Origin of the sequence: Chitinophaga filiformis (assembly GCF_023100805.1) — a bacterium.
GTDB classification, from domain to species: Bacteria; Bacteroidota; Bacteroidia; order Chitinophagales; family Chitinophagaceae; genus Chitinophaga; species Chitinophaga filiformis_B.
This window is the reverse complement of record NZ_CP095855.1, coordinates 5,341,529-5,363,153: the sequence shown is the minus strand read 5'-3', so window position 1 is coordinate 5,363,153 and position 21,625 is coordinate 5,341,529. Positions and strand designations below refer to the sequence as shown.

The window sequence follows — 21,625 nt, the reverse complement described above, 5'->3', positions numbered from 1 at the left end:
TATGCAGAAACATCACATGACCGGTTTGCTGATAGCATCAGCGCTATTGGCATGCCGGCAGAAACCCGGACAAGGGATGGAAACCGTCATCCCCCACGTCACAGTTGTGCATCCGGAGATCGCACCTTTAACCGATACGATCATTGCAACAGGTCTTATTACTACGATTGATCAATCAGATCTCTCCTTTAAAACCGGTGGCACGGTTGAGCAGGTATGCGTAAAAGAAGGCGATTTTGTCAGAAAGGGCCAGCTGCTGGCACGTCTGAACACAGCTGAGTATAAGTCGCAGATTGACCAGGTGGATTATAAGATCAGCCAGCATATGCGCGATATTAAACGTCTGCAGGTACTGGTGAAGGATACCATTGCCACGGTAGAGCAGTTACAGAATACGGAAACTGCATTGGCCGCCAGCAGGGCGCAAAGGGACGCGCTGGCCTACAACCTTGCGCAGACGTCTATTTATGCGCCGGCAGACGGTGTCATCCTGAAAAAACAGATCAATAGGGGTGAATATAAGCCCTCGGGAGCACTGGCCTTTACGCTGGGGAGTAACGATACTGATGGTAACAGGCACTGGATGTTTAAGGTCAGTTTGAGCGACAGGGACCGGCTAAGATTGAAAGTGAACGAGTCAGCCATACTTACCCTCGATGCATTGCCGGAGCATCCCATAGCCGGAGTGGTATACAGGCTGTCCACCATTCCTGATGCGGTTACGCTCACATACGATTGTTATATCCGCTTTGATCCCGGACAGCTGCCCATTGTATATGGACTTACCGGTAAACTGCTGTTGCCCGCAAGGAATGAACAGTCATATACATTGCTGCCATTGGAGGCGGTAACACAGGTAAATGATGGTGTAGGCATCATTTATACAGTGTCGGGACAGTCAATTGCCCGGCGGTCGACGGTGAAACTACTCAGCATAAAACAGAACAAAGCGGTGCTCTATACAACGATCAATCCGGCGGAGCGTGTTATCATAGCAGGTAATGACGGATTGGAAGACGGGCAGCAGGTACAAATTGAAAACGCCAGGTAATAATGAATATACCACAATTTTTTATTCGCAATAAACAGTTCTCTGTCTGTGTTTTCCTGATGATTGCCTACTGGGGTTATCAGTCATTCAGGAAGATGCCAAAGAGTGAAGACCCGCTATTTCCGCTCCCACAGTATACCGTGAATATTGTTTATCCGGGTGCTACTCCTTCCGATCTCGAGCAGCTGGTGGTCAATCCATTGGAGTTGCAGCTGGGCACACTCGATCTGATAGAATATATACAGACGAAAATAAGTGACGGTTCCGCAAGTATCAAGATCAAATTTCTTCAGAAAGCCGATGAGGAGAAGAAGTATGACGAGGTGCAGCGGGAGATCAACAAGGTTAAACCAGATCTGCCTGCAGGCGTAAAGAGCATTGATGTAAAACAGTCATCTACCAGTAACGTAAGCATTCTGCAATATGCATTGGTCAGTGAAGATAAGCCTTACAGCGAGTTGCAGCTGATGGCTGAGAATGCACAACGTGCCATTCAGAAGGTGAAGGGGATAGGAGAGGTGCTGTTACATGCCATTCCTGCACAGCAGATCAATGTTGAGATAGATCTGCCCCGGATGGCGGCCAACGGCATCACGCTGACAGATATCAATAATGCCATTAAAAGCGAAGCAGTCAATCTTCCCGCCGGGTACCTTGATGTTTCGGTGAACAGGTATAATATCAAGATAGGAGGCGACTACCGGAGTGAAGACCAGGTGAGGAACACCATCATCAAGACCTCCGGCGACCATATCGTTTATCTGAAAGACGTTGCCAATGTGACCCGGGGATATGAACCTGACAACTATTTTGCGAGGTATAATGGCAAACGGGCAGTATTCATATCAGTCACCCAGCAGGAAGATGCCAACATCTTCGATATTACGGCCCGGGTAGAACAGGAGCTGAAATCTTTCTATCATGCAGGGAACGGCATTAAACTGGAGAAGGTCTTTGATCAGAGCCTCAGCGTGTCTCACCGCCTGAATAATCTCTACCGCGATTTCTGTATCGCTATCGTACTGGTCCTCTTTACCCTTCTTCCTCTGGGTTTAAGAGCGTCTTATGTTGTCATGTTCAGTATACCGGTATCGATCTTTATAGGGATTGGCCTGTTAGACCTCTCCGGTTACTCCCTGAACCAGTTTTCCATTGTGGGCCTGGTAATTGCCCTGGGCTTACTGGTGGACGATTCCATTATCGTCGTGGAAAACATTGTTGCAAAACTCCGCAAGGGAGATGGCAGAGAGGAGGCTGCCATCAATGGCACCAATCAGTTGATCAGGGCAATCATTACCGTGACGGTTTGTATCCTGTTGTCCTTTCTGCCATTGGTAACGCTGCAGGGTTCTACCGGCGACTTTATACGCAGTTTACCGCTGGCGGTGATCTATACCATGGCAGGTTCGCTGCTGGTATCGGTAACAATGACGCCATTGCTGTCGAAGTTCCTGCTGAAAGACCAGATAGGCGACAATGTATTCTACCGGGCTATTATGAGGTTCAATGAGGGGCCTTTCATGCGGATGTTGGCATTCTGTATGAAATGGCCAAAGATGACGCTTGTTGTGGCATTAGCGCTGGTATTGGCGGGCTTCATGCTGATGAGGGCAATTGGCTTCAGCTTTTTCCCCAGTTCTGAAAAACCACAGTTCCTTGTAGACGTGACCTTGCCCGCTGCCGCGAATATTGAAACGGTGGATAAGGTTGTTCATTGGGTAGAACAGCGTTTGCATGAGAAACCCTACATCCGGGCATATGCAGCTAATATAGGTAAAGGGAATCCGCAGGTATATTATAATGTCGGTCAATCGGGACAAAAGGCCAATACAGCGCAGCTGCTGTGTTTTACCGAACACTATGATAAAGACCATTTCCCTGCCTTCCTGGACAGCCTGCGGAGTGAGTTTGCGAAGTATCCCGGGGCCATCATACAGGTGCATGAGTTTATGCAGGGCCCCCCGGTAGGTACGCCAATAGAGATCCGCATTTTCGGCGACAATCTTCAGACCTTATCTACGCTGGCAGGGCAGGTGGAAGCCGCCTTGAAGCGTACACCCGGTACAAGGGATATTGATAATCCGTTAAGGCAGCAGAAAGTGGAGGTGAAACTGCTGATCAACCATGAGAAGGCATTGTCGCTCGGGGTGTCGATTGCCGAGATCTCTAAATCAGTACGTACAACTTTCGCGGGAATCTCTGCAACGGAGATTACGGATGATGCAGGTAATAGTCTTGATGTAAACCTGACCCTGGATCAGTATGCAAAGGGCAGTTTTGATGTATTCAAGCAGATCTATGTCAGTGCGGCAACGGGTAAGTTAGTGCCACTGTCGCAGGTGGCGGAGATCAAACTGCAAAGCGCTCCATCTATATTGCAACACTTTAATAAAAGGAGAAGCATCACTGTAACGGCATATGTCAGGACTGGTTACCTCACTGGTAAAGTGACGAATGAGGCATTGAATAAGATCAACCAGATCAGGTTTCCTGAGAATTATCTCTATGAAGCAGGCGGGGAGGCGGAAAAGCGTAAAGAGTCTTTCGGGGGACTATCAACTGCCCTGGCAGTGTCGGTGTTTGGAATTCTCGCGGTGCTTATCCTGGCTTTCCGCGGATTGAGAGGAACAGTGATCGTAGCCTCCGCTATTCCCCTGGGGATACTTGGCGCTGTAGTGGCCTTGTATGCAGGAGGCTACACTTTTTCCTTCACGGCGTTTGTCGGTATCATTACGCTGATCGGGCTTGAGGTGAAGAATACGATTATCATTGTAGACTTCACTGAGCAGATGCGTGCGGCCGGACACTCGAAAGAGGAGGCAATACAGCTGGCCACAGAAGAGCGGTTTACGCCGATCTTCCTGACAACGCTCACGGCGGTCTTTGCGCTCATCCCGCTGGTGGTTGAACGATCCGATTTCTTCTCTCCATTGGCACTGGTGCTGATCGGAGGCTTACTCAGCTCCCTGTTATTAACCAGGTTTGTGGCACCGGTACTTTATAAGATGATCATGAAATAAACCATCCTCAATTTAAATACATCAGTATATGTTAAATCGTCATCTCCTCATTGCAATAAGCTGTTTGGCGCCGGTAATAGGTATTGCGCAGCAGCGCAAGGAACTAGCCCAGATCGGCTACATTTACATACCTGTCAAATTAAATGATACTTCCGCCAGTGCCAGGGTGCTGGATATTGAATTTACCATGCCTGTTTTCAGGAAGCCGAAGGAGTCACTCATGTTGAAGATGGAGTTTGGAAAGATGTCTTTCCATAATTTCCGGGATGTGGTGGAGGAAACCCTTTACAGCGTGGCCTTACAGGGTGCTTATAGTCGCAAATTCAGTGATACGACGAAGACGTTCACCCTCTTGGGACAGATCGGGATTTTCTCTGATTGGGAGGATATCTCAGGAGAAGATATCCGCGGGACCATTGGTTTCCAATATAAATATGCCCGTTCACCGAGGCTGAAATATGGTTTGGGCCTGGCTTATTCCAACCAGTTCTTTGGTCACCAGATATCCCCTTATGTTACTTTTGATTACCGTCCCAACAAGCACTGGGACATCTATGGGCAGTTTCCGACCAATATGCGGGCGGCTTACCTGATCACAGAGCGGGATAACGTGGCATTGGGCATAAGGGGCCTTACACGCAGTTATCGTCTTTCAAACAGGCAAGGTCCCGGACATTACGAAAATAGCGGGTTTATACAAACAACACAGTGGAGTGCGAAGGCGTATTATGAACATACCTTCGGCAAGCATCTGACACTCTCAGGAAGTGCGGGTTATGCGATCATTAACAAGTTCAGGCAATTTGATTACATTCCGGGATCTATGCTTAATTCATGGACGATCATCACTTTCCCGGTAGGGAAGAAAAGGCCTGATCCAAACCAGGAGGTGAGTAAGGCAGGGATGGTATACCAGCTCAGTTTATCTTATACATTAAAATAGCTTGCGTGTCTGATAAGCAGATATCAGGGCCATCAGCAATCGCTGATGGCTTTGTGTTTTGGCAAGTCGCTCATGCAGGACGCAGGTTTATCGTTCACGGAAATACTTCGTGATAATTTTGCTGATCGTGTCTGCTTTATTGTAAACCATGAGGTGCCCTCCGCCCTTAATACGATAGTCAGCATGCACACGCCCGGTGGTTATTACCCTGTCAGCGGTGCCATTGATCTGAATGGTTCTTTCCGGTGCTGTTTCATTGTCCCAGCAGGCAATACTTTTCAATGCCCAACGGAAGAAAGATACATCTGTGTTCTCCAATAAGTGTGTTAATGTCTTTTTATCTTTTGGGGACCGGGCGCCAAAATACCGGTAGGTAAGGAAATTGGTGCGGTTTATCAGTGGACCGGGAATGATCCGGTACAGGCCCAGTTTCATGAAGAAAAACTGTACCCTGTTCAATTCACTCTTTGTTTTGACGGAAGAGATCAATACCATTTTATTTACTTTTATCTGCTTGGACACTTCAACGGCCACTATTCCTCCAAAGGAAAGTCCGATAATATCCGGGTTGTCGACCGTGATCTGGCTCTTTATCCTACTGGCATATTCGGTTATTGTTTCCTTTGGCAAGGCGGGAACCCAGGTGATGTACACTTTGTGATACCCCGGGAGTTTCAGGTTCATAAATACACTTGAGTCTGCCCCCAATCCACTAAAAAGATAGACGGTTTTTCGCTCTTTTTCTGGTGCATCCGGTATGGGCTGAGCGCCCACGGCGAGACTAACGAGCATAAACAGCCCTAAGAAAACCACATTCACACTTTGCGTCATAGATTTCATCACTTCTTGCCTGATAGATATTTGGTATTATACATGGCAAGTTTGATACCATTTCTCAAATAGTGGCCATGCTAACGGCAATCAAACCGCATACATAGTCATTTTTAACGGGGTATATACTACGTGCTGCATGCCGCTGTTTTGTAGAGGTTTGTGCCACAGCCTGTGGCACAATTACCTTGGTTATATTATAGATCGTTGATATCCAAAGTGAAAACGCCTGATGTTGTTATGATCGGGGTAAATGCAACCTATAAATGTAGCGGGGCGCTGACCCTGACGGGGAAACGAATTACCATTAGGGCTGAGAAAGGAGATCCTGGTATATAGAATCCCTGAAAGCCTGTTCATAGAGTTGGCTTTCTCTTTTTTGTATATTTGTCCTGTAAAATAACGCTATGGAATCCCAGCCAAGCCGGCACGCAGCATTTACAGCAGCGGACATCCTTATGCAATTAGACACATATGCCAGCCAATTTGAATATCCGGTACTGGATAACGGGAACGTGTATCACATAGACTGCCGCTTATCCGTGTATGGCGATAAAGAAAGATGGGTATTGCTGTTCGATATCATCGGATATAACTATCGTTTCGGCGGGCATAACGGATTATACAACTGCCTCTATTTCTACGGCAACTGTCTGCCATTCACTCCCGGGACGCATAACTTTAACTTTATGACGATGACAGATGATTGTGAGGGGATGCCGGCGTTTGGTCCTGACTTCCGCGAGACCCTGCATCCTGAGGCCACCGCCATTTTACTGAACGGGGAGGAAACACCCGTTTTACACGACCCTGCATATTATGCCGCACGTGGTGTAACGTTGGCAAAGGCGCCTGCTATCAGTGTATGGGAGTTTGCCCGGGCTTTCGTACCAGAGCACAGGGCCGGATTTCTGGCATTAGAAGAAGAAATAAGGGACAGGATACCGAAAGATCTGCCTTTGCTGTTAAGACTGGACGAATGGTATCATAATGACCTCTCAGGTGAGGAATTGCCTTCTGCTGTGGAAACATTCCGGCAGATCGCAAACGTACTGGAGACAGGGGATGTCTCATTTTATCAACCAACTAAAACACCAAATACACATTGGAAAAACTGGCCGATGGGAGGGACCCTGTAATACCCGACTACCTTCAGATAGAGCTGAATAAGACTGACTGGCGCCAACTTCAGACGGCCATTGGTACGGGAGAAGAATTGCCGGCTAATATCAACGGATTATTAACTGGTGATGATCGTATAGCGGAAAAATGTGCTGAACGCATCCGGTGGAGTGTATGCGCGCATGGCGGGTATTACGATGCAGCGTATGCTACGGCTACTGTTCTGGCGCGTATATTGCCAGTGGCAAAGGAGCCGCAACGTTTGCTGGCGCTTTTATATAAAATTATGTCGCAACCGGCTTTGCGTACGGATGGTTATGCGGAACTGGTATCTTCCCTGGTATTTTTAGCGCCACAGCTGCGGCAGTGGGCAGTAGCGCCTGATCACGTAATGGCGCGTCAGGCGCAGCATATACTGATGCATGCAGGACAGGGAATGCCCGGTACGGAGATGTTGTTCCGGCAGGAATGGCAGGATGCAACTCACCCTCCGGAACGAAGGGCATATGCTTTGTTCTGCCTCGGAAGATTATACGAGATAGAGGAAGCATATGGAAAAATGCGCAATCATTTCATAGAAGCTTATCAGCAGGAGCCACTTGCATTATTGCGGACGATCATGGCCATTTTCCTGGTGCGGGATGCTGAGGCGCGTTCGGATGTGAGCTGGACGGATACCATCATCCAGGCGCTGGCGGAGCCGGATACATTGAAAGGACTCGACCTGGTAGAGATATTTACCGGGTATGATGTGGCGGGTTTTCTTGAGATGTTGTTGGATGATGCAAATGTAAAGCGGTGATCTTTTGCTATCCTGCTAAACAGCCTGAAAGTTATTTCCTGATGCTATAAAGTAATTTTTAAGATATGAAATTAAGTAACTCATTTAGTGGGGCCTTAAGGACCTTTGCTTATTTCATGGCAAGTGGGACACAAGACACACTTGAAGGCATTGACTACCTTTCGCTATATGGAGAGGAGCCCAGTGCAATTGAACAGGTGTTTGCGATATATGCAAATGTAATTGAGTTGGATGATGATGGAAACGTTGTCAACGCTAAATATGCAGAGAAGAGAGCGACAGACTATCTACGCGCATATTGCGACCCCTCGTTTAAAGTTGATCCGGAGTATGAAGAATGGGAACTTGTACTGCACGGGCCGCCGCCATTGAGGGATAGGTGAACTCGGTAAGTCTGCAGACAGGCTGTGTTTTAAGCAGTTGCCGTTAACCAGCCTGCCGCTTCTGCTCTGATACAGGAATTCGTTTCTTGCCCTTAGATCTTCCTACCGGATTTCCGTGTTTCTCGGCAGTACTTTCTCATAGGCCCTCCTTGGAGAACCCCTGAAATATACTTCTCCGCAATAGATATATCCCCGTTTCTCAAAGATCTTCATCATTGCGATGTTATCAAAATTGGTATCTACCTTGACGCTATAGATATTATTATCAGCGGCATATGCTTCTATATATTCGAGCATCTTACCGGATAAGCCTTTGCCCAGGTGGTCCTGTGCGATAGCGACCCTGTGAACTACCACAAAATCTTCATTTGTCAGCCATTCACCTTCTATATCGGCATATGTAGGCTCATCGTTGATCAATACCGCAGCATATCCGGCAATTAAGTCGTTGTCGGTCAGTACAAAACCTATCCCCGCCTCAATGTCTTTTTGTACGACGGCAGGATTGGGATATCCGTCCTGCCATTGATTACTTCCATCTGCTCTTCTGCGGATGATGGCCTGTTCCAGGATCTCCCACACCCTGGATTGTTCTGTTATTGATGCTTTTCTAAACCCGAATGCCATTTTTTTAGTTCGTTTAGTATGATAAACGGAATATGATTTCTCTAAATCGGCGTAGAGAAGTTTTCATATTTCCTACCGCAAAGTTTAAAGAAATGTCTACATTGGCAAAACTGTATTTTTCGATGCAACCCATCGATAAAACCGATGCACCATGGAGTTGAGACAACTGAAATATTTCTTAAAAGCAAAGGAACTGCTGAACTTTACGGAAGCTGCTCAGAGTTTGCATATCAGCCAGAGCACACTATCGCAGCAGATAAAACAGCTGGAGATCGAACTGGGAACGCCTTTATTTAACCGGGTGGGTAACCGGATTGTGCTTACCGAGGCAGGCCAGTTATTTGCTGATTATGCGTCCCAAAGTATCAAAAAAGCAAATGATGGTCTCTCCCTGATAGAAGATTTAAATAAGTTGAACACCGGGACTATTTTTATTGGTGTTAGCTACGGTCTCCGGAATATCTTTACGCAGGCCTTGATACGCTTTACAAATAAGTTTCCCGCCATTAAGGTAAGGATTGTTTACGGCGTCTCGGATGGATTAATAGGAATGCTGGAGCGTTTTGAGCTGGACATGATATTAATATTCAAGGATTTTAATCTGCCCCGGCAATTTAAAACGGAAGAACTGTTCAGTTCTCCTATGCGGCTGATCACGTCAGCGAGGTCCGAAATATCCCGTAAAACTTCCGTCACCTTGAGTGATATTACACAGCTTCCCCTGGTATTGGCAACCCAGGGCTATAACACCAAACATTTTATTGGTAAAATGTTTAAGGGTTATGAGCCCGAATTTGCTATCGAAGTGAACGATATCCCTACTATGTTGGACCTGGTACGAACAGGGAAGTGGCATACGATCCATATTGAAACGGTTGTGCCGGAGAAGGAGTTCATAGCTATTCCCATTAAAGATAAAAATGTGATAAGAGCGACCACAATTGTTTCATTGAAGGATGCATATGAAAAGGCTGCAGTAAAACGACTCCGGATGATGTTGAAGGAGGTGAAGGTACAGTAGTTCGGAGGTGTGCTACCCGTTTTTCTCTCATCTGTTGAATCAGCGTCTTGTTTCCAATAATGACTTTTCCAATACCTTCATTCCTTTAGCCCCGCACCCGTTGCGGGTCAGAATACGCCAGATAAGTGGTGTTTGTAACATCAGCTGAGACTGGTTGCCAGATAGAACAAGCAGGACATTAAAATAATGGCGGCAACTAATTAACAGGATATTAAAGCATACCTCGCGCCATCTGACTACTAGTTTGTATCTTTAACTAATGTAACAAATGATGATCTTATGAAGTACAGAAAATTAGGTAATACAGACGTCTTATTGTCAGCAATAGGACTGGGATGTATGGGCATGAACCATGCCTATGGTGAGGCAAATGATGCTGAGTCTATTGCCACACTTGAACGCGCTATTGAGCTGGGCATTAATTTCTGGGATACGGCGGATATTTATGCCAATGGTAAAAATGAAGAACTGGTGGCAAAGGTACTTAAGCCGAACAGGTCAAAAGTGTTTATCGCCACTAAATTCGGCTTTACCCTTGCCGGCCCTGATGGTCAGCCTTCGGGGTTTAACGGGTCACCCGCATATATGAAAAAGGCTGTAACGGAAAGCCTTAGGAGATTACAGACAGATGTGATCGACCTTTATTATGTACACCGTGTTGATCCGAATATACCCATTGAAGAGACCGTAGGTGCTATGGCCGACCTGGTAAAGGAAGGGAAGGTTCGCTACCTGGGATTATCTGAAGCAGGCGTGAACTCTATCCGGAAGGCGCATGCGGTACATCCTATTTCAGCATTACAAAGTGAATATTCCCTGCTTACCAGAGATGTGGAAGACCAGATCCTTCCGGTCTGCCGTGAGCTTAAGATCTCCTTTGTACCATTTAGCCCGCTGGCACGTGGTCTTGTGACCAATACACTGGATGTAGATGGACTAAAAGAAAATGACTTCAGGAGGAATCTGCCAAGATATCAGGGAGAATATGCTGAGAACAATAAACACCTGGCACAGGCATTTGCTGAACTGGCAGCTACTAAACATGCTACAGCAGCGCAATTGGCATTGGCCTGGGTACTGAACCAGGGAGAAGACATTATCCCGATCCCGGGCACTAAACGAAGAAGATACCTGGAGGAGAATGCCGGAGCGGTGAATATCACGCTCTCCGATGCCGACAAACAGGAGATTGAAGACCTGCTCAAAAAATATCCTAATGTAGGTGAGCGGTATAATGAATCCATGAATAAATTAGTCGATAAAAGTTAATGAGACGCGCCGCTGTCTATCGCTGGTTAACGCAGGTAGGTCAGCGGCGCTTGTTCCTGCATTATCCTGTTAATATACTTTCCCGCCATTTTACAAGCCGGATGGATCCTTTCGGGATCTCTATGCCGGCGATATTCCCATCACTGAAACAATAATCCCGAATTAAGATAACTTAGCATCGTTTTTCACGGAATGCCTGTCTGTATATTCCGCCTTTCCCTTATTTCCGGAATGTGTTAACCTTCTTTGAAAGAAATCATTATAGATAGAATGAGAGGTAAAAAATTGATTGACTACACGCATATACGCTGCGTTGAGCATGTCTTTCTTTGTGCGGTGAGTGGGATGTTGCTGGGATATAACATGCGTACAACTAAGGTGTTATGTATTTTGTCGCATCATTTTATCACCTTTGTGGCTAGTTGAAATTAGATGTTGCCCAATACCCATTCATAGGTTTCCTATACTTTATTCGAGCATAGTCATAATTCTCAATCCTGGATTCAGATCTTGTTTGTATAGCATTGTTAAAAAATAATGTGCATTGACCTGTTGCGGCAATAGTGAGCATAGCATGTGTTGACATTGGACAGCCATTTTTACAGATCAAAATCAAGAGAACATAATATAAATTCATCTATATACCATGAAAAAGGAACTTTTAAGCATAACAGCATTGTTATTATTATCTCCGTACGTAAACGGACAAACGGACACCTTTACCACTATACAATTCCCCAATAATGTATACACCAATACTATTACCACGGGCCTGTATACAGGAAACAACAGGTCAGGCTTTATTTATCAGTCAAATGGTTCCATCAACTACGGAATGCTAGGTGCTAAGTCTATTGGGTTCAAGTTTCGCTGGCTGGCGCATGATAACGGAAGTATTGATTATGCTACAGATACCGACCAGCTGATGTTCCTTGACAACAGTGGCAACCTGAATATGAAGGGCACATTAACCACAGGGGGAAATGTTGGTATAGGCACCGCTCCTGCGGCAGACAAAGTGACCATAGATATGGGTGCTACCAGGAGTGCAATAAATATGATCAGTGATGGAGATGCCGCTGCCTATTCAGACCTTAAATTTAGTATAAAGACATCGACGGCATTAGCATCAGGTAAGCCGAATATGTGGCTGGTATCTTTAAGGAAAGATGGCTATTTCAGCAACGATCTGACTGGACCAACCCTTGAGTTTTACGCGACCAGGGCCATCACAGGTGGATATTTCGCCCCCCTGGTCTTCAAATCAAATGGAGATGTTATACTGGCCGGGGCGCGGAATGCGGTGAACGGTAATGTGGGAATCGGGACTACCGATACCAAGGGGTATAAGCTGGCAGTTAACGGAGATGCGATGTTTACAAGGATCAAGGTAAAGGCTTACGATAACTGGCCGGATTATGTTTTCGGGGAGAAGTATAAGTTAATGCCACTACAGGATCTGGAGACATATATTAAGGCTAATAAGCATCTGCCGGATGTGCCCTCCGCGAAAGAGGTGACGAAAGATGGTGCTGACCTGGGAGAGATGAATAAGATCCTGTTGCAGAAGATAGAGGAGTTGACCTTACATGTGATTGAGCTACAGAAACAGGTTAACGAGTTAAAGGACAAAACTACAAAATAACGTAGTCCGGAGAGGGTTTGATCCAATTGAGGGTCACATATACATCGAGCCTGATGATATAGGCCACTGTACCTAAAGTTTTTTGATGATGAAGAAGTTCTCTATACGTTCCGTATTTTATATACCCTTTATAATATGCCTGTTAGGGGCTCACATTGTGAAGTCTCAATCGAAAGCCGGTAGCTTAAGCAATGGCTTTATTCCCGAAGTTGTTCCGCCCTCTCCAACGGCTGCCTCACTGGGTAAATTTGGAGCATGGCCTGTAAGTTATTATACAGGTACACCGGATATCTCTATTCCTGTTTATGACATTAAAAGCAGGAAATTATCTTTACCTGTATCCCTTTCATATCATGCGTCAGGTGTAAAGGTAGAAGAAATGAGCGGCTGGGTAGGTACCGGCTGGGCTTTGAATGCCGGAGGTGTTATTACCCGTACCATTGTCGGCCTGCCCGATAATGAAACTACCGGCTTCTATACAAGAATGCGTGAAGGGAAGTTTCTAAACAGCTCTTATACGCTTACGGACCCTAATACATTTGTTTTATTTAAGGGAATCACGGAAGGGGATATTGATACAGAGCCAGACGTTTATTTTTTCAATTTCAACGGAAGATCCGGCAAATTCTTCTTCGACGAACGCGGCAACTTTCATTGTATTCCGGAGAACGCGCTGAAGGTAACTAAAAATCCACTCTTATCAGTGAGTACAGATGGCATCTGGGAATTAGTGGATGAAAATGGGACTACTTATACTTTCGGACCAACAGATGCGACTTCAGGTGGAGTTGAACAAAGTGAACTCGTGAATACAGATGCTACTGCAGCGCAAAATTTCTGGGACAATGCCTGGTACCTTACCCGCATGGTATCTAACGACAAAAGCGATACTATCAGTCTGCAATATACCGACAAAAGTGAGTCTTATACCATGAGGTCAACTCAATCCCTTCGTGAGCTGACAGCTCAGATGGGAGGATACCCGGCTGATGTTAACACGTCCTGGACTGACATATTGAATACATCAAAGGTTTTGTATAATGGTGTACCGAACAATGACCCGATGAACACAAGATATGTCACCCGTGGTAAGGGGTTGTTGAGTTCCATCCGCTGGAGTCAGGGGGAAATGACCTTTTTCGCCGGGAGCTCAAGGCAGGATCTTCAACAGGGAAAATTGCTGGACAGTATCAAGGTTCGGGCTACCGAAACAGGGAACAATATTAAGAACTTCGTGCTTCAGTACTCTTATGATGGTAATCGCTATTATCTCGATTCTCTGTCTGACTATAACCGTACAAGAACCGATAAGCTAGTACACAGCTTTTACTATTATCCGGGACTTCCATCCCGTTTTTCCAACGCCCAGGACCATTGGGGCTATTATAATGCTGCAGCAAATCAAAACCTGCTTCCCAGTGCTCCTTCTTTCCAAACACCAATTTTTGCAAACAGGGAGCCTAATGAGTCGGCTGCCAAAAGCGGCACACTCAAAAGGATCAAATATCCTACCGGAGGTTATACGGATTTTGATTACGAATTGCACCGTTATGAAGCAGGTTCCATCCCAAATACGCCGATAGCCGAAATCGGGGAAGGCAGGGCGTATGCCTCAACGTATAACTATAAGACGCCCATGCCCCATGATAGTATTGTATTCTTCGATATTCCATTCTCACAAGATAAGCTTACGATATCCATCAGCTATGCCAACTATACCCGGCCCAATGCGAAAAGAGAAGGATGGTTGCCTTTCGTCCGACTGGAAAGGTCTACCGGCGATGGTAACTATGTACTTGTTCAGGAATGGAATGCATATGATCAGTTTCCAGGTGGAAATATACCGGCCAATCCAGATGGCACATATGATTTTAGCTTTCCAAGCATCGAACTACCATCCCTGTTTTCAGGATCATACAGGTTGACAACTGATAACTCCTGCTCGGGCTTTAGATGCCCGGAAGATAATTCGACCAAAGCTGCCATTTATGCTGATATATGGTTCAAAAAATATGTAGAAGCACCCGCTGGTGGCGGTCTGGCCGCTCCGGTTGCAGGCGGTTTGCGCATTAAAAGTATGACGAACTATGATGGCCTTAACATAACCCCTTCTGAGATAAAGACTTACAAATATTCTACCGGGAAAATTCTCAGTTATCCAAGATATGTACACTACTACGCAGTTGATATGTTTGGTGTTGAAGGCCATACAGGTATGGGACCATGTAACACTGACTTTGCACAATACCGGGAAGTGACCAGCAGCAGCCAGGCAATATTGGGTGTCACTCAGGGTTCGAGTGTCGGGTATACCTCTGTTCAGGAATTCAATGTTGACAATCAGGGAAATGATAATGGATACGTCGAGTATAATTACCTGTTCTATCCCGACTCAACGAATAACTATTATTTCGACCATACCTATTGGCCCAATGTTGATCTGCAGACAGCGATCGCTTCAATACCGGTAAATGATTATAGCTATAAACGTGGATTACTATCCGAAAAAACGGTTTATGCAAAAAATGGAATCGGCTACCGGAAGGTAAGCAGTCAGAAGGATGAATATGCGTTTAATGATGGTGATACTACAAATCTCTACAGAAGAATGAAGGGCTTGCGTGTAAAACGGCTCAGAGTTGTTGAATACCCATGTTTCAACGAGGTGGACGGTCAACATATCCCGGTGAATGACCACTTTGAATTTGATTATGGATATGGATTTTATAATGTGATCACCTCCTGGGTACAGAAAGTGTCCACAGAGCAGAAAACATACGATACGCAGGATGGCAGTGAATTGAGTACCTTGATAAGGTACTATTATGATAATAATAAACATTTGAACGTTACCCGCACCATTACTACCGACAGTAAGGGGAATGAACTGACCACTTATAACAAATATCCGCATGAAATGGTAGCCGGAGGGCAAACAACACCTTATAACGATATGATAGCCCGCAACATGATTGGTAACGTTATAGAAGAGCGGACAGTTAAAACTGCAGGCCCGGAATTGAGTATGACAAGGATTAATTACAGTGTGTTTACCGGCACGCTTATCGCGCCGTCCAGGCTGGAAAACGCTTTAATGGGCAACCCTGCGGAGGAAGCGGCACTGATACAACAGTATGATGATAAAGGCAATGTAATACAATACAAGGAACGGAACGGTTTGGTCCAATCGCTGATCTTTGATCATAAAAGCAGCAGCCTTGTCGCAAAGGTTACCAACGCATCGATCAATACTGTTGCCTACACAGGTTTCGAATCAACAGGTAACGGTTACTGGCAACTGTCTGGTGCGGTCTCCGTAGGCAATGCGTTTTCCGGTAAAAACTTTTATACGCTCAGCAGGGGAAATATTGTAAGGAACAATCTATCTACGGCAACAGCCTATACGGTGTCATATTGGTCCCAGGGAGGTGCTGCGCTGGTAAACGGACAGACCGGTACAGCAGGAAGGACTTCTAATGGATGGACATTTTATAAACACCAGATTGCCGCAGGAACAGCGACAATTATCATCAGTGGCTCAGCCAGTATAGATGAGCTGAGACTTCACCCACAGAATGCTCAGATGAACACATATACCTATGACCCGCTGGTGGGAGTAACCAGCCAGTCTGACGCTGCAGGTAACGTCACTTATTACGAGTACGATGGATTTGGACGGCTCAGGATGATAAAAGATAATGACAGAAATATTCTGAAAGTATTCGATTATCAGTATTCCCGGTCCATCACACAATAGTTTCCTGGCCCTTGAAAAAATTATACATGAATAAGATTTCTTTTTATATATCCGGCCTGTGCCTGATGTTGGCATTCAAGCTACAGGCGCAGAATAAACCCGGAGGTGCATCGAGACCGGCCGCAACACCGGTGACCTTGCCAACGCCCTATACAAGTAGTAGCATTAATTATATACGAACCTGGGAGCCGGATATGCCATTGACAGATACTACTGCAGTGGTATCTGCAGCAAGGAAGGTGAGGGAGGTCAAACAGACCACTCAATACGTTGACGGTCTTGGTCGTCCGATACAGACAGTTTCGAAAGGAATTAGTAGCGGCGGAAAGGACCTGGTGGCGCCGGTGATATATGATCCTTATGGGCGGGAACAGTACAAGTATCTTCCCTATGTGCAGCAATCCGGTAATCTGAGCGATGGAAAGTTTAAGACAGATCCCTTTAATGCGCAGAAAGCATTTTATCAGAACGGGGTGCTTAACCCTGGCATTACAGGGGAGAATATTTTCTATAGCCAGCAACAGTTTGAACAGTCCCCGCTTAACAGACCGCTTAAAACTTATGCGCCAGGTAATAGTTGGGTGAATCGTCCTGTGGAAGCGCGGTATCAGGTGAACACCGTGACTGATTCAGTGAGACTGTGGAATATTGGAACGGGTATACCTACCAGCGTCGGCAATTATGCTGCAGGGCAGTTACAGGAAAATGCGACTGTGGACGAGCAAGGCAGCCAGGTCATAGAGTATAAGGACAAACAAGGCCAGGTGATATTAAAGAAAGTGCAGATAGCAGCTAACCCCGGTACTGGGCATATAGGCTGGTTATGCACCTACTATGTGTACGATGATCTGGGTAATCTCCGCTTCGTTATACCTCCATTGGCTGTAGATGCTATAAAGGGCACCTGGACAATGACTACGGCTATCGCTGATGAATTATGCTTCCAGTATCAATACGATGCAAGGCAGCGTATGGTGGTAAAAAAAGTACCCGGCGCGGGAAGAGTATTCATGGTATATGATCTGCGCGACAGGCTTGTATTTACGCAGGATTCTGTGCAGCGAACGAAATCTCCTATGGAGTGGCTGGTGACATTTTACGATGAGTTGAACCGTCCAACCATGACAGCTATTTATCAGGGAACTGCTACAAGAGATACTTTACAGGCAAGGATGAACAGGGCTCCGGCTTCGCAGGCCATTTCCTATGTAGCGCCGGCAGAAGCTGACCTGGCCTTGTATAACCATGATGGAAGTCCATTATATACAGCCACCAACAGCGTTACTATGTTGGGTGAATTTGATTCCGGCGCAGGCGCAGAAACAGAAGCAAAAATTGATCCTGCCGCTGCGGGGGATACTAACGTGATTGCCGCTACAAATCCATTGCCTAATATAGCGGCATCCGCACTGACGCCTCTGACATATACCTTCTACGACAACTATAACTATTCCGGCAAGTTGGCTTTTATGGCGACCGATACTGGAAAGTTAATAGCTGCTGATACTTTGTATCCTAATAAGTTGCCTGTAAGTACTATGACTACGGGATTAGTGACGGGAAGTAAAGTACGGGTACTGGGAACCAATAAGTGGTTAACAACAACTACATATTATAATGATAAGGGCCGTGCTATTCAGGTATTAAGTGAAAATAATCTTGGAGGTAAAGATGTACTTACAACGCTGTACAACTTCAAAGGAGCTGTATTGGCAACTTACCTTCGTCATCAAAATCCGAAAAGCATTACGGCACAAAGTACCTTGCTGACTACTTTGACCTACGATCATGGAGGCCGATTGCTTACAGTGAGGAAACGGTTAAATGATGATGTGAGTCAGGAGAGGTTGATTGCAGCCAATAACTACGATGAGCTGGGACAATTAAAATTAAAGCGTCTGGGAGTAAATTCTTCCGGAGGTGTAATTGATAGCTTAAGCTATGCTTATAATATCCGCGGGTGGTTACAAGGGATCAACAAAAACTTTGTGAATAGCGGAACGAGCACATCCAACTGGTTTGGGCAGGAATTAAGCTATGATTATGGATTTGATTCCAGCCAGTATAATGGTAACATATCTGGTGTTAAGTGGAAGACCCGTGCGGATAGCGCCTGGGCTTATGGGTATAGCTATGACAAGGCCAACCGCCTGACTGGTGCCTACTTCACGCAGAAGAGTGGTGGTAGCTGGGCACAGGACAAAAAGGACTTTACGGTTAGCAATCTGACCTACGATGCCAATGGTAACATTAAATCCATGTGGCAGAAAGGGATGATCGGAACAAAGATCGACACAATCGATAGGCTAAGCTATACTTACCTGGCTAATAGCAACAAGCTGGCAGCTGTAGCCGATCCTAACCCTGCAAAAACAGCATCCGCGAAACTGGGGGATTTTATTGATGGTACTAACAGTGGTAACGACTATTTCTATGACGGCAATGGTAATATGGTGGCTGATTCCAATAAGCATATTAGTTCAATTGTGTATAATCATCTCAACCTGCCTGCTGTAATTACAATTGCTGGTAAGGGAATAATTACCTACCAGTATGATGCTGCCGGGAATAAACTTAGCAAGACTGTGGTGGATAACACCATCAATCCTTCAAAGACGACTATAACGGATTATGCGGGAGCATTTGTATACAGGCAGGATAGCCTGGAACTGATAAGCCATGAAGAAGGTCGTATTCGCCCTGTTTATAAAAACGGGCAAGCGGTGCAATATGCTTATGATTATTTCGAAAAGGATCACCTGGGAAATGTAAGAACAGTTTTAACTGATCAGACTGATTTTACTATGTATGCTGCCACGATGGAAACGGAGGTAGCTGCTCAGGAAGTGGCGCTATTCAACAATGTGGAGGAGACGCGTACAGAGGTGCCCTCCGGCTATCCTGCAGACGAGACTACGGAAAAGAACAAGTTTGCGGCAAAGTTAAATGCGAAAGCAGGAGGGAAGAAGATCGGTCCTTCATTGGTGTTACGTGTAATGGCCGGTGATACCGTTCAGATTAAGGCAAAGGCATTTTATAAGTCCCAGGGTCCGACAGACAATAATGGAAAGGCGCCGGTAGAGGATATGGTAGCTGGACTTGTGCAGGCATTTGGAGGTGTAGCAAGCGAAAATGGGTCGCATGCCTCGGATGCAATTGTTAATAACACACCTTTTAATACAGATTTCTATAACAATAACTATCAACGTTTAAAAGAAAAGAACCAGGACAACGGCCAGTCAAATCGCCCGAAAGCTTATTTAAACTTTGTTTTATTCGATGATGATTTTAAATTAGTGGAAGATAATAGTGGAGTAAGACAGGTGAAGGAGAGTCCGGACGAGCTGCAGGAACTGGGAGTGGAGAAGATGGCAGTAGAGAAGAGCGGATTTTTGTATGTTTATACCAGTAACGAGAGTCAGCAGGACGTGTTCTTTGATAATGTCGCTTTGGCGGTGAATAGCGGACCATTGTTAGAGGAGACGCATTATTATCCGTATGGGTTGACGATGGCGGGGATATCTTCTAATGCACTCAAAGGGTTTAATTATGCGGAGAATAGGATGAAGTACAATGAAAAGGAGTTACAGAATAAGGAATTTGGAGATGGGAGTGGGTTGGAATGGTATGATTATGGGGCGAGAATGTATGATGTTCAGATAGGGAGGTGGCATGGTGTAGATCCGCTTGCAGAGAAAATGAGACGACATTCGGTATATAACTATGCTTTTGACAATCCCATAAGGTTCATCGATCCTGACGGGATGGGCCCCACAGACATTGTTATTGGCGGCGATAAGAATTTTAGACAACAGACTTTTGAGGATCTTCAAAGACTCACTGATAGACAATTGGTTTTAGATGAGTCAGGTAATGTAAAGTATGCCAGTGAAACAAACAGTAATGTCGAGTTGACTGGTGAAGTGTCAAAAGATGCAAATGGCAACGTTATATCTAAACCGGTGGGAACAGCTATGATAGACGATTTAATGAAACCTGGAAGTACAGTTACAATTACTCAATCCGGAGAAAAGGAGAAGAATCAGGACTTTACAGTGCCGGATAGGCCTGAGGCTGGGCAAGACGGAGGACCAGGCACATCTTCATCAGTGCGTTATAGTACAACAAATAGGAATGATGGATCGGATAAATCAATAGCAATTACAAACGAGGATGGAAGTAAAGGAGTGGCCCCATTCATTATACTTGGGCATGAATTGTTTCATGCACTTCAATACAGGAATGGAAAGGGTAGTAAAGCTTCTACGGGAGAGATAGATCCAGATAGAAATGCGAAGGGAATGACGAGTGAGGAGAAAGGTGCGAGAATTCAGGAAAATAAATTGAGAAAGGAAAATGGCATAGGTCCTAGAAAATTACCATACTCACCATCTTTACCAACTTTTAATATTCGTATGCAATGATTAGATTATTATTATTATTATTAACATTTCTTTTGCGAGTAGGGGTTGGAAGCCTGCAAGGCCAGAGGGGATATGAAGACGATGTCCGTCGCATATTAATAAGCTGGAATAATGCAACTTTGAAATCACTTACCAATCAGTATAAGTCGGCAAGTGATGAAAAAAGAAGAGCTAGGTATGCTCAGAGTTTAGATGAATTTAAAAGCAGTAATGAATTCAAATATTGGAAGTTAGTAGATACTGCATCTGCGAGGTATAAGTTCTTGGCTATGTTGTTATCAAAGATGAAAAATAAGGAGGTTTTTGTTGTTGAGGCAAACCGAATGGGAGCAACAGCCATTATTCGAAACTATGTTGTTTGGAAGAAGAATAATGGAGATGTCAAAGTGGAATATTATTTCTTTTCAAATGAAAAGAGGTGGATTAAGGAAAATTTTACAATGACTATTCCTAACGCTAATATTTCACTGCCGTTAAGCAACTATCTGGTGAAATCTTCGGAAGGGTTTAATAACGATGATATCATCATCAGTCATTTTGCGTCAAATGCAGGTGAAGTAACATCTGAGTTTTTCTCCTTGGGGACTTTAAGCCGCAATTGTGCGGTAAAAGATATGTAAAATGAATTCTTGTTCAGAATAACGTTGTGACTAAATGTTTGATACAAATGCGGCAGTTAATAGTAGTATTTTTTGTATTGATAATCACGAGTTGCAATTCTATGCAATGC

Annotated in this window: 14 protein-coding genes; 12 read left to right on the top strand and 2 right to left on the bottom strand. The window is 45.2% G+C overall.

What is annotated here, in order from left to right; genetic code table 11:
- The first annotated feature begins 1 nt into the window (after position 1).
- The 3 genes from MYF79_RS20795 to MYF79_RS20785 are packed head-to-tail and all read left to right on the top strand — an operon-like array spanning position 2 to position 5,014.
- Entirely contained in the window at positions 2 to 1,051 is a 1,050-nt protein-coding gene (locus tag MYF79_RS20795; RefSeq protein ID WP_247809728.1) for an efflux RND transporter periplasmic adaptor subunit, read from the top strand.
- 2 nt (positions 1,052 to 1,053) lie between these two features.
- The gene (locus MYF79_RS20790; protein WP_247809726.1) at positions 1,054 to 4,071 is read left to right on the top strand and encodes an efflux RND transporter permease subunit; all 3,018 of its coding nucleotides are present in this window, start codon (positions 1,054 to 1,056) and stop codon (positions 4,069 to 4,071) included.
- 28 nt (positions 4,072 to 4,099) lie between these two features.
- On the top strand, positions 4,100 to 5,014 hold the full coding sequence (locus tag MYF79_RS20785) for a DUF6268 family outer membrane beta-barrel protein (RefSeq protein ID WP_247809724.1): 915 nt from the start codon (positions 4,100 to 4,102) through the stop codon (positions 5,012 to 5,014).
- An 87-nt stretch (positions 5,015 to 5,101) separates the two neighbouring features.
- Here MYF79_RS20785 and MYF79_RS20780 read toward each other — a convergent pair whose 3' ends face one another.
- Complete coding sequence (locus tag MYF79_RS20780; protein WP_247809723.1) at positions 5,102 to 5,698, bottom strand: hypothetical protein; 597 nt, start codon at positions 5,696 to 5,698, stop codon at positions 5,102 to 5,104.
- 554 nt (positions 5,699 to 6,252) lie between these two features.
- Here MYF79_RS20780 and MYF79_RS20775 point away from each other — a divergent pair.
- From MYF79_RS20775 to MYF79_RS20765, 3 genes are all read left to right on the top strand, one after another.
- Entirely contained in the window at positions 6,253 to 6,984 is a 732-nt protein-coding gene (locus MYF79_RS20775; protein ID WP_247809722.1) for a DUF7003 family protein, read from the top strand.
- The gene (locus MYF79_RS20770; RefSeq protein WP_247809720.1) at positions 6,951 to 7,769 is read left to right on the top strand and encodes a hypothetical protein; all 819 of its coding nucleotides are present in this window, start codon (positions 6,951 to 6,953) and stop codon (positions 7,767 to 7,769) included. Before MYF79_RS20775 ends, MYF79_RS20770 begins: the two co-directional genes overlap by 34 nt.
- A gap of 65 nt (positions 7,770 to 7,834) precedes the next feature.
- Positions 7,835 to 8,152 carry a hypothetical protein gene (locus MYF79_RS20765; protein ID WP_247809719.1) on the top strand — a complete coding sequence of 106 codons (318 nt, stop codon included), beginning with the start codon at positions 7,835 to 7,837 and terminating at the stop codon, positions 8,150 to 8,152.
- A 102-nt stretch (positions 8,153 to 8,254) separates the two neighbouring features.
- On the opposite strand, the gene MYF79_RS20760 is transcribed toward MYF79_RS20765, so the two are convergent.
- On the bottom strand, positions 8,255 to 8,779 hold the full coding sequence (locus MYF79_RS20760) for a GNAT family N-acetyltransferase (protein WP_247809717.1): 525 nt from the start codon (positions 8,777 to 8,779) through the stop codon (positions 8,255 to 8,257).
- Positions 8,780 to 8,930: 151 nt separating this feature from the next.
- Between MYF79_RS20760 and MYF79_RS20755 the strand changes: the two genes are divergently transcribed.
- The 6 genes from MYF79_RS20755 (at position 8,931) to MYF79_RS20730 (ending at position 21,515) form a co-directional block, all read left to right on the top strand.
- Entirely contained in the window at positions 8,931 to 9,800 is an 870-nt protein-coding gene (locus tag MYF79_RS20755) for a LysR family transcriptional regulator (protein WP_247809715.1), read from the top strand.
- 279 nt (positions 9,801 to 10,079) lie between these two features.
- Positions 10,080 to 11,069, top strand: coding sequence for an aldo/keto reductase (locus tag MYF79_RS20750; RefSeq protein WP_247809714.1), 990 nt, complete (start codon positions 10,080 to 10,082; stop codon positions 11,067 to 11,069).
- A gap of 646 nt (positions 11,070 to 11,715) precedes the next feature.
- Complete coding sequence (locus MYF79_RS20745; protein WP_247809712.1) at positions 11,716 to 12,714, top strand: hypothetical protein; 999 nt, start codon at positions 11,716 to 11,718, stop codon at positions 12,712 to 12,714.
- 85 nt (positions 12,715 to 12,799) lie between these two features.
- Positions 12,800 to 16,471, top strand: a complete 3,672-nt coding sequence (locus MYF79_RS20740; RefSeq protein ID WP_247809711.1) for a hypothetical protein — start codon at positions 12,800 to 12,802, stop codon at positions 16,469 to 16,471.
- Positions 16,472 to 16,497: 26 nt separating this feature from the next.
- Positions 16,498 to 20,895, top strand: a complete 4,398-nt coding sequence (locus tag MYF79_RS20735; RefSeq protein ID WP_247809709.1) for a DUF6443 domain-containing protein — start codon at positions 16,498 to 16,500, stop codon at positions 20,893 to 20,895.
- The gene (locus MYF79_RS20730; RefSeq protein ID WP_247809708.1) at positions 20,892 to 21,515 is read left to right on the top strand and encodes a hypothetical protein; all 624 of its coding nucleotides are present in this window, start codon (positions 20,892 to 20,894) and stop codon (positions 21,513 to 21,515) included. The genes MYF79_RS20735 and MYF79_RS20730 overlap by 4 nt, the downstream gene beginning before the upstream one ends.
- The last annotated feature ends 110 nt before the right edge of the window (positions 21,516 to 21,625 follow it).

Excerpts from the sequence above, each read along its gene's own strand:
- MYF79_RS20795 (WP_247809728.1), top strand. The coding sequence starts at position 2 with ATGCAGAAACATCACATGACCGGTTTGCTGATAGCATCAGCGCTATTG.
- MYF79_RS20790 (WP_247809726.1), top strand. The coding sequence starts at position 1,054 with ATGAATATACCACAATTTTTTATTCGCAATAAACAGTTCTCTGTCTGT.
- MYF79_RS20785 (WP_247809724.1), top strand. The coding sequence starts at position 4,100 with ATGTTAAATCGTCATCTCCTCATTGCAATAAGCTGTTTGGCGCCGGTA.
- MYF79_RS20780 (WP_247809723.1), bottom strand. The coding sequence starts at position 5,698 with ATGAACCTGAAACTCCCGGGGTATCACAAAGTGTACATCACCTGGGTT.
- MYF79_RS20775 (WP_247809722.1), top strand. The coding sequence starts at position 6,253 with ATGGAATCCCAGCCAAGCCGGCACGCAGCATTTACAGCAGCGGACATC.
- MYF79_RS20765 (WP_247809719.1), top strand. The coding sequence starts at position 7,835 with ATGAAATTAAGTAACTCATTTAGTGGGGCCTTAAGGACCTTTGCTTAT.
- MYF79_RS20760 (WP_247809717.1), bottom strand. The coding sequence starts at position 8,779 with ATGGCATTCGGGTTTAGAAAAGCATCAATAACAGAACAATCCAGGGTG.
- MYF79_RS20755 (WP_247809715.1), top strand. The coding sequence starts at position 8,931 with ATGGAGTTGAGACAACTGAAATATTTCTTAAAAGCAAAGGAACTGCTG.
- MYF79_RS20750 (WP_247809714.1), top strand. The coding sequence starts at position 10,080 with ATGAAGTACAGAAAATTAGGTAATACAGACGTCTTATTGTCAGCAATA.
- MYF79_RS20745 (WP_247809712.1), top strand. The coding sequence starts at position 11,716 with ATGAAAAAGGAACTTTTAAGCATAACAGCATTGTTATTATTATCTCCG.
- MYF79_RS20740 (WP_247809711.1), top strand. The coding sequence starts at position 12,800 with ATGATGAAGAAGTTCTCTATACGTTCCGTATTTTATATACCCTTTATA.
- MYF79_RS20735 (WP_247809709.1), top strand. The coding sequence starts at position 16,498 with ATGAATAAGATTTCTTTTTATATATCCGGCCTGTGCCTGATGTTGGCA.
- MYF79_RS20730 (WP_247809708.1), top strand. The coding sequence starts at position 20,892 with ATGATTAGATTATTATTATTATTATTAACATTTCTTTTGCGAGTAGGG.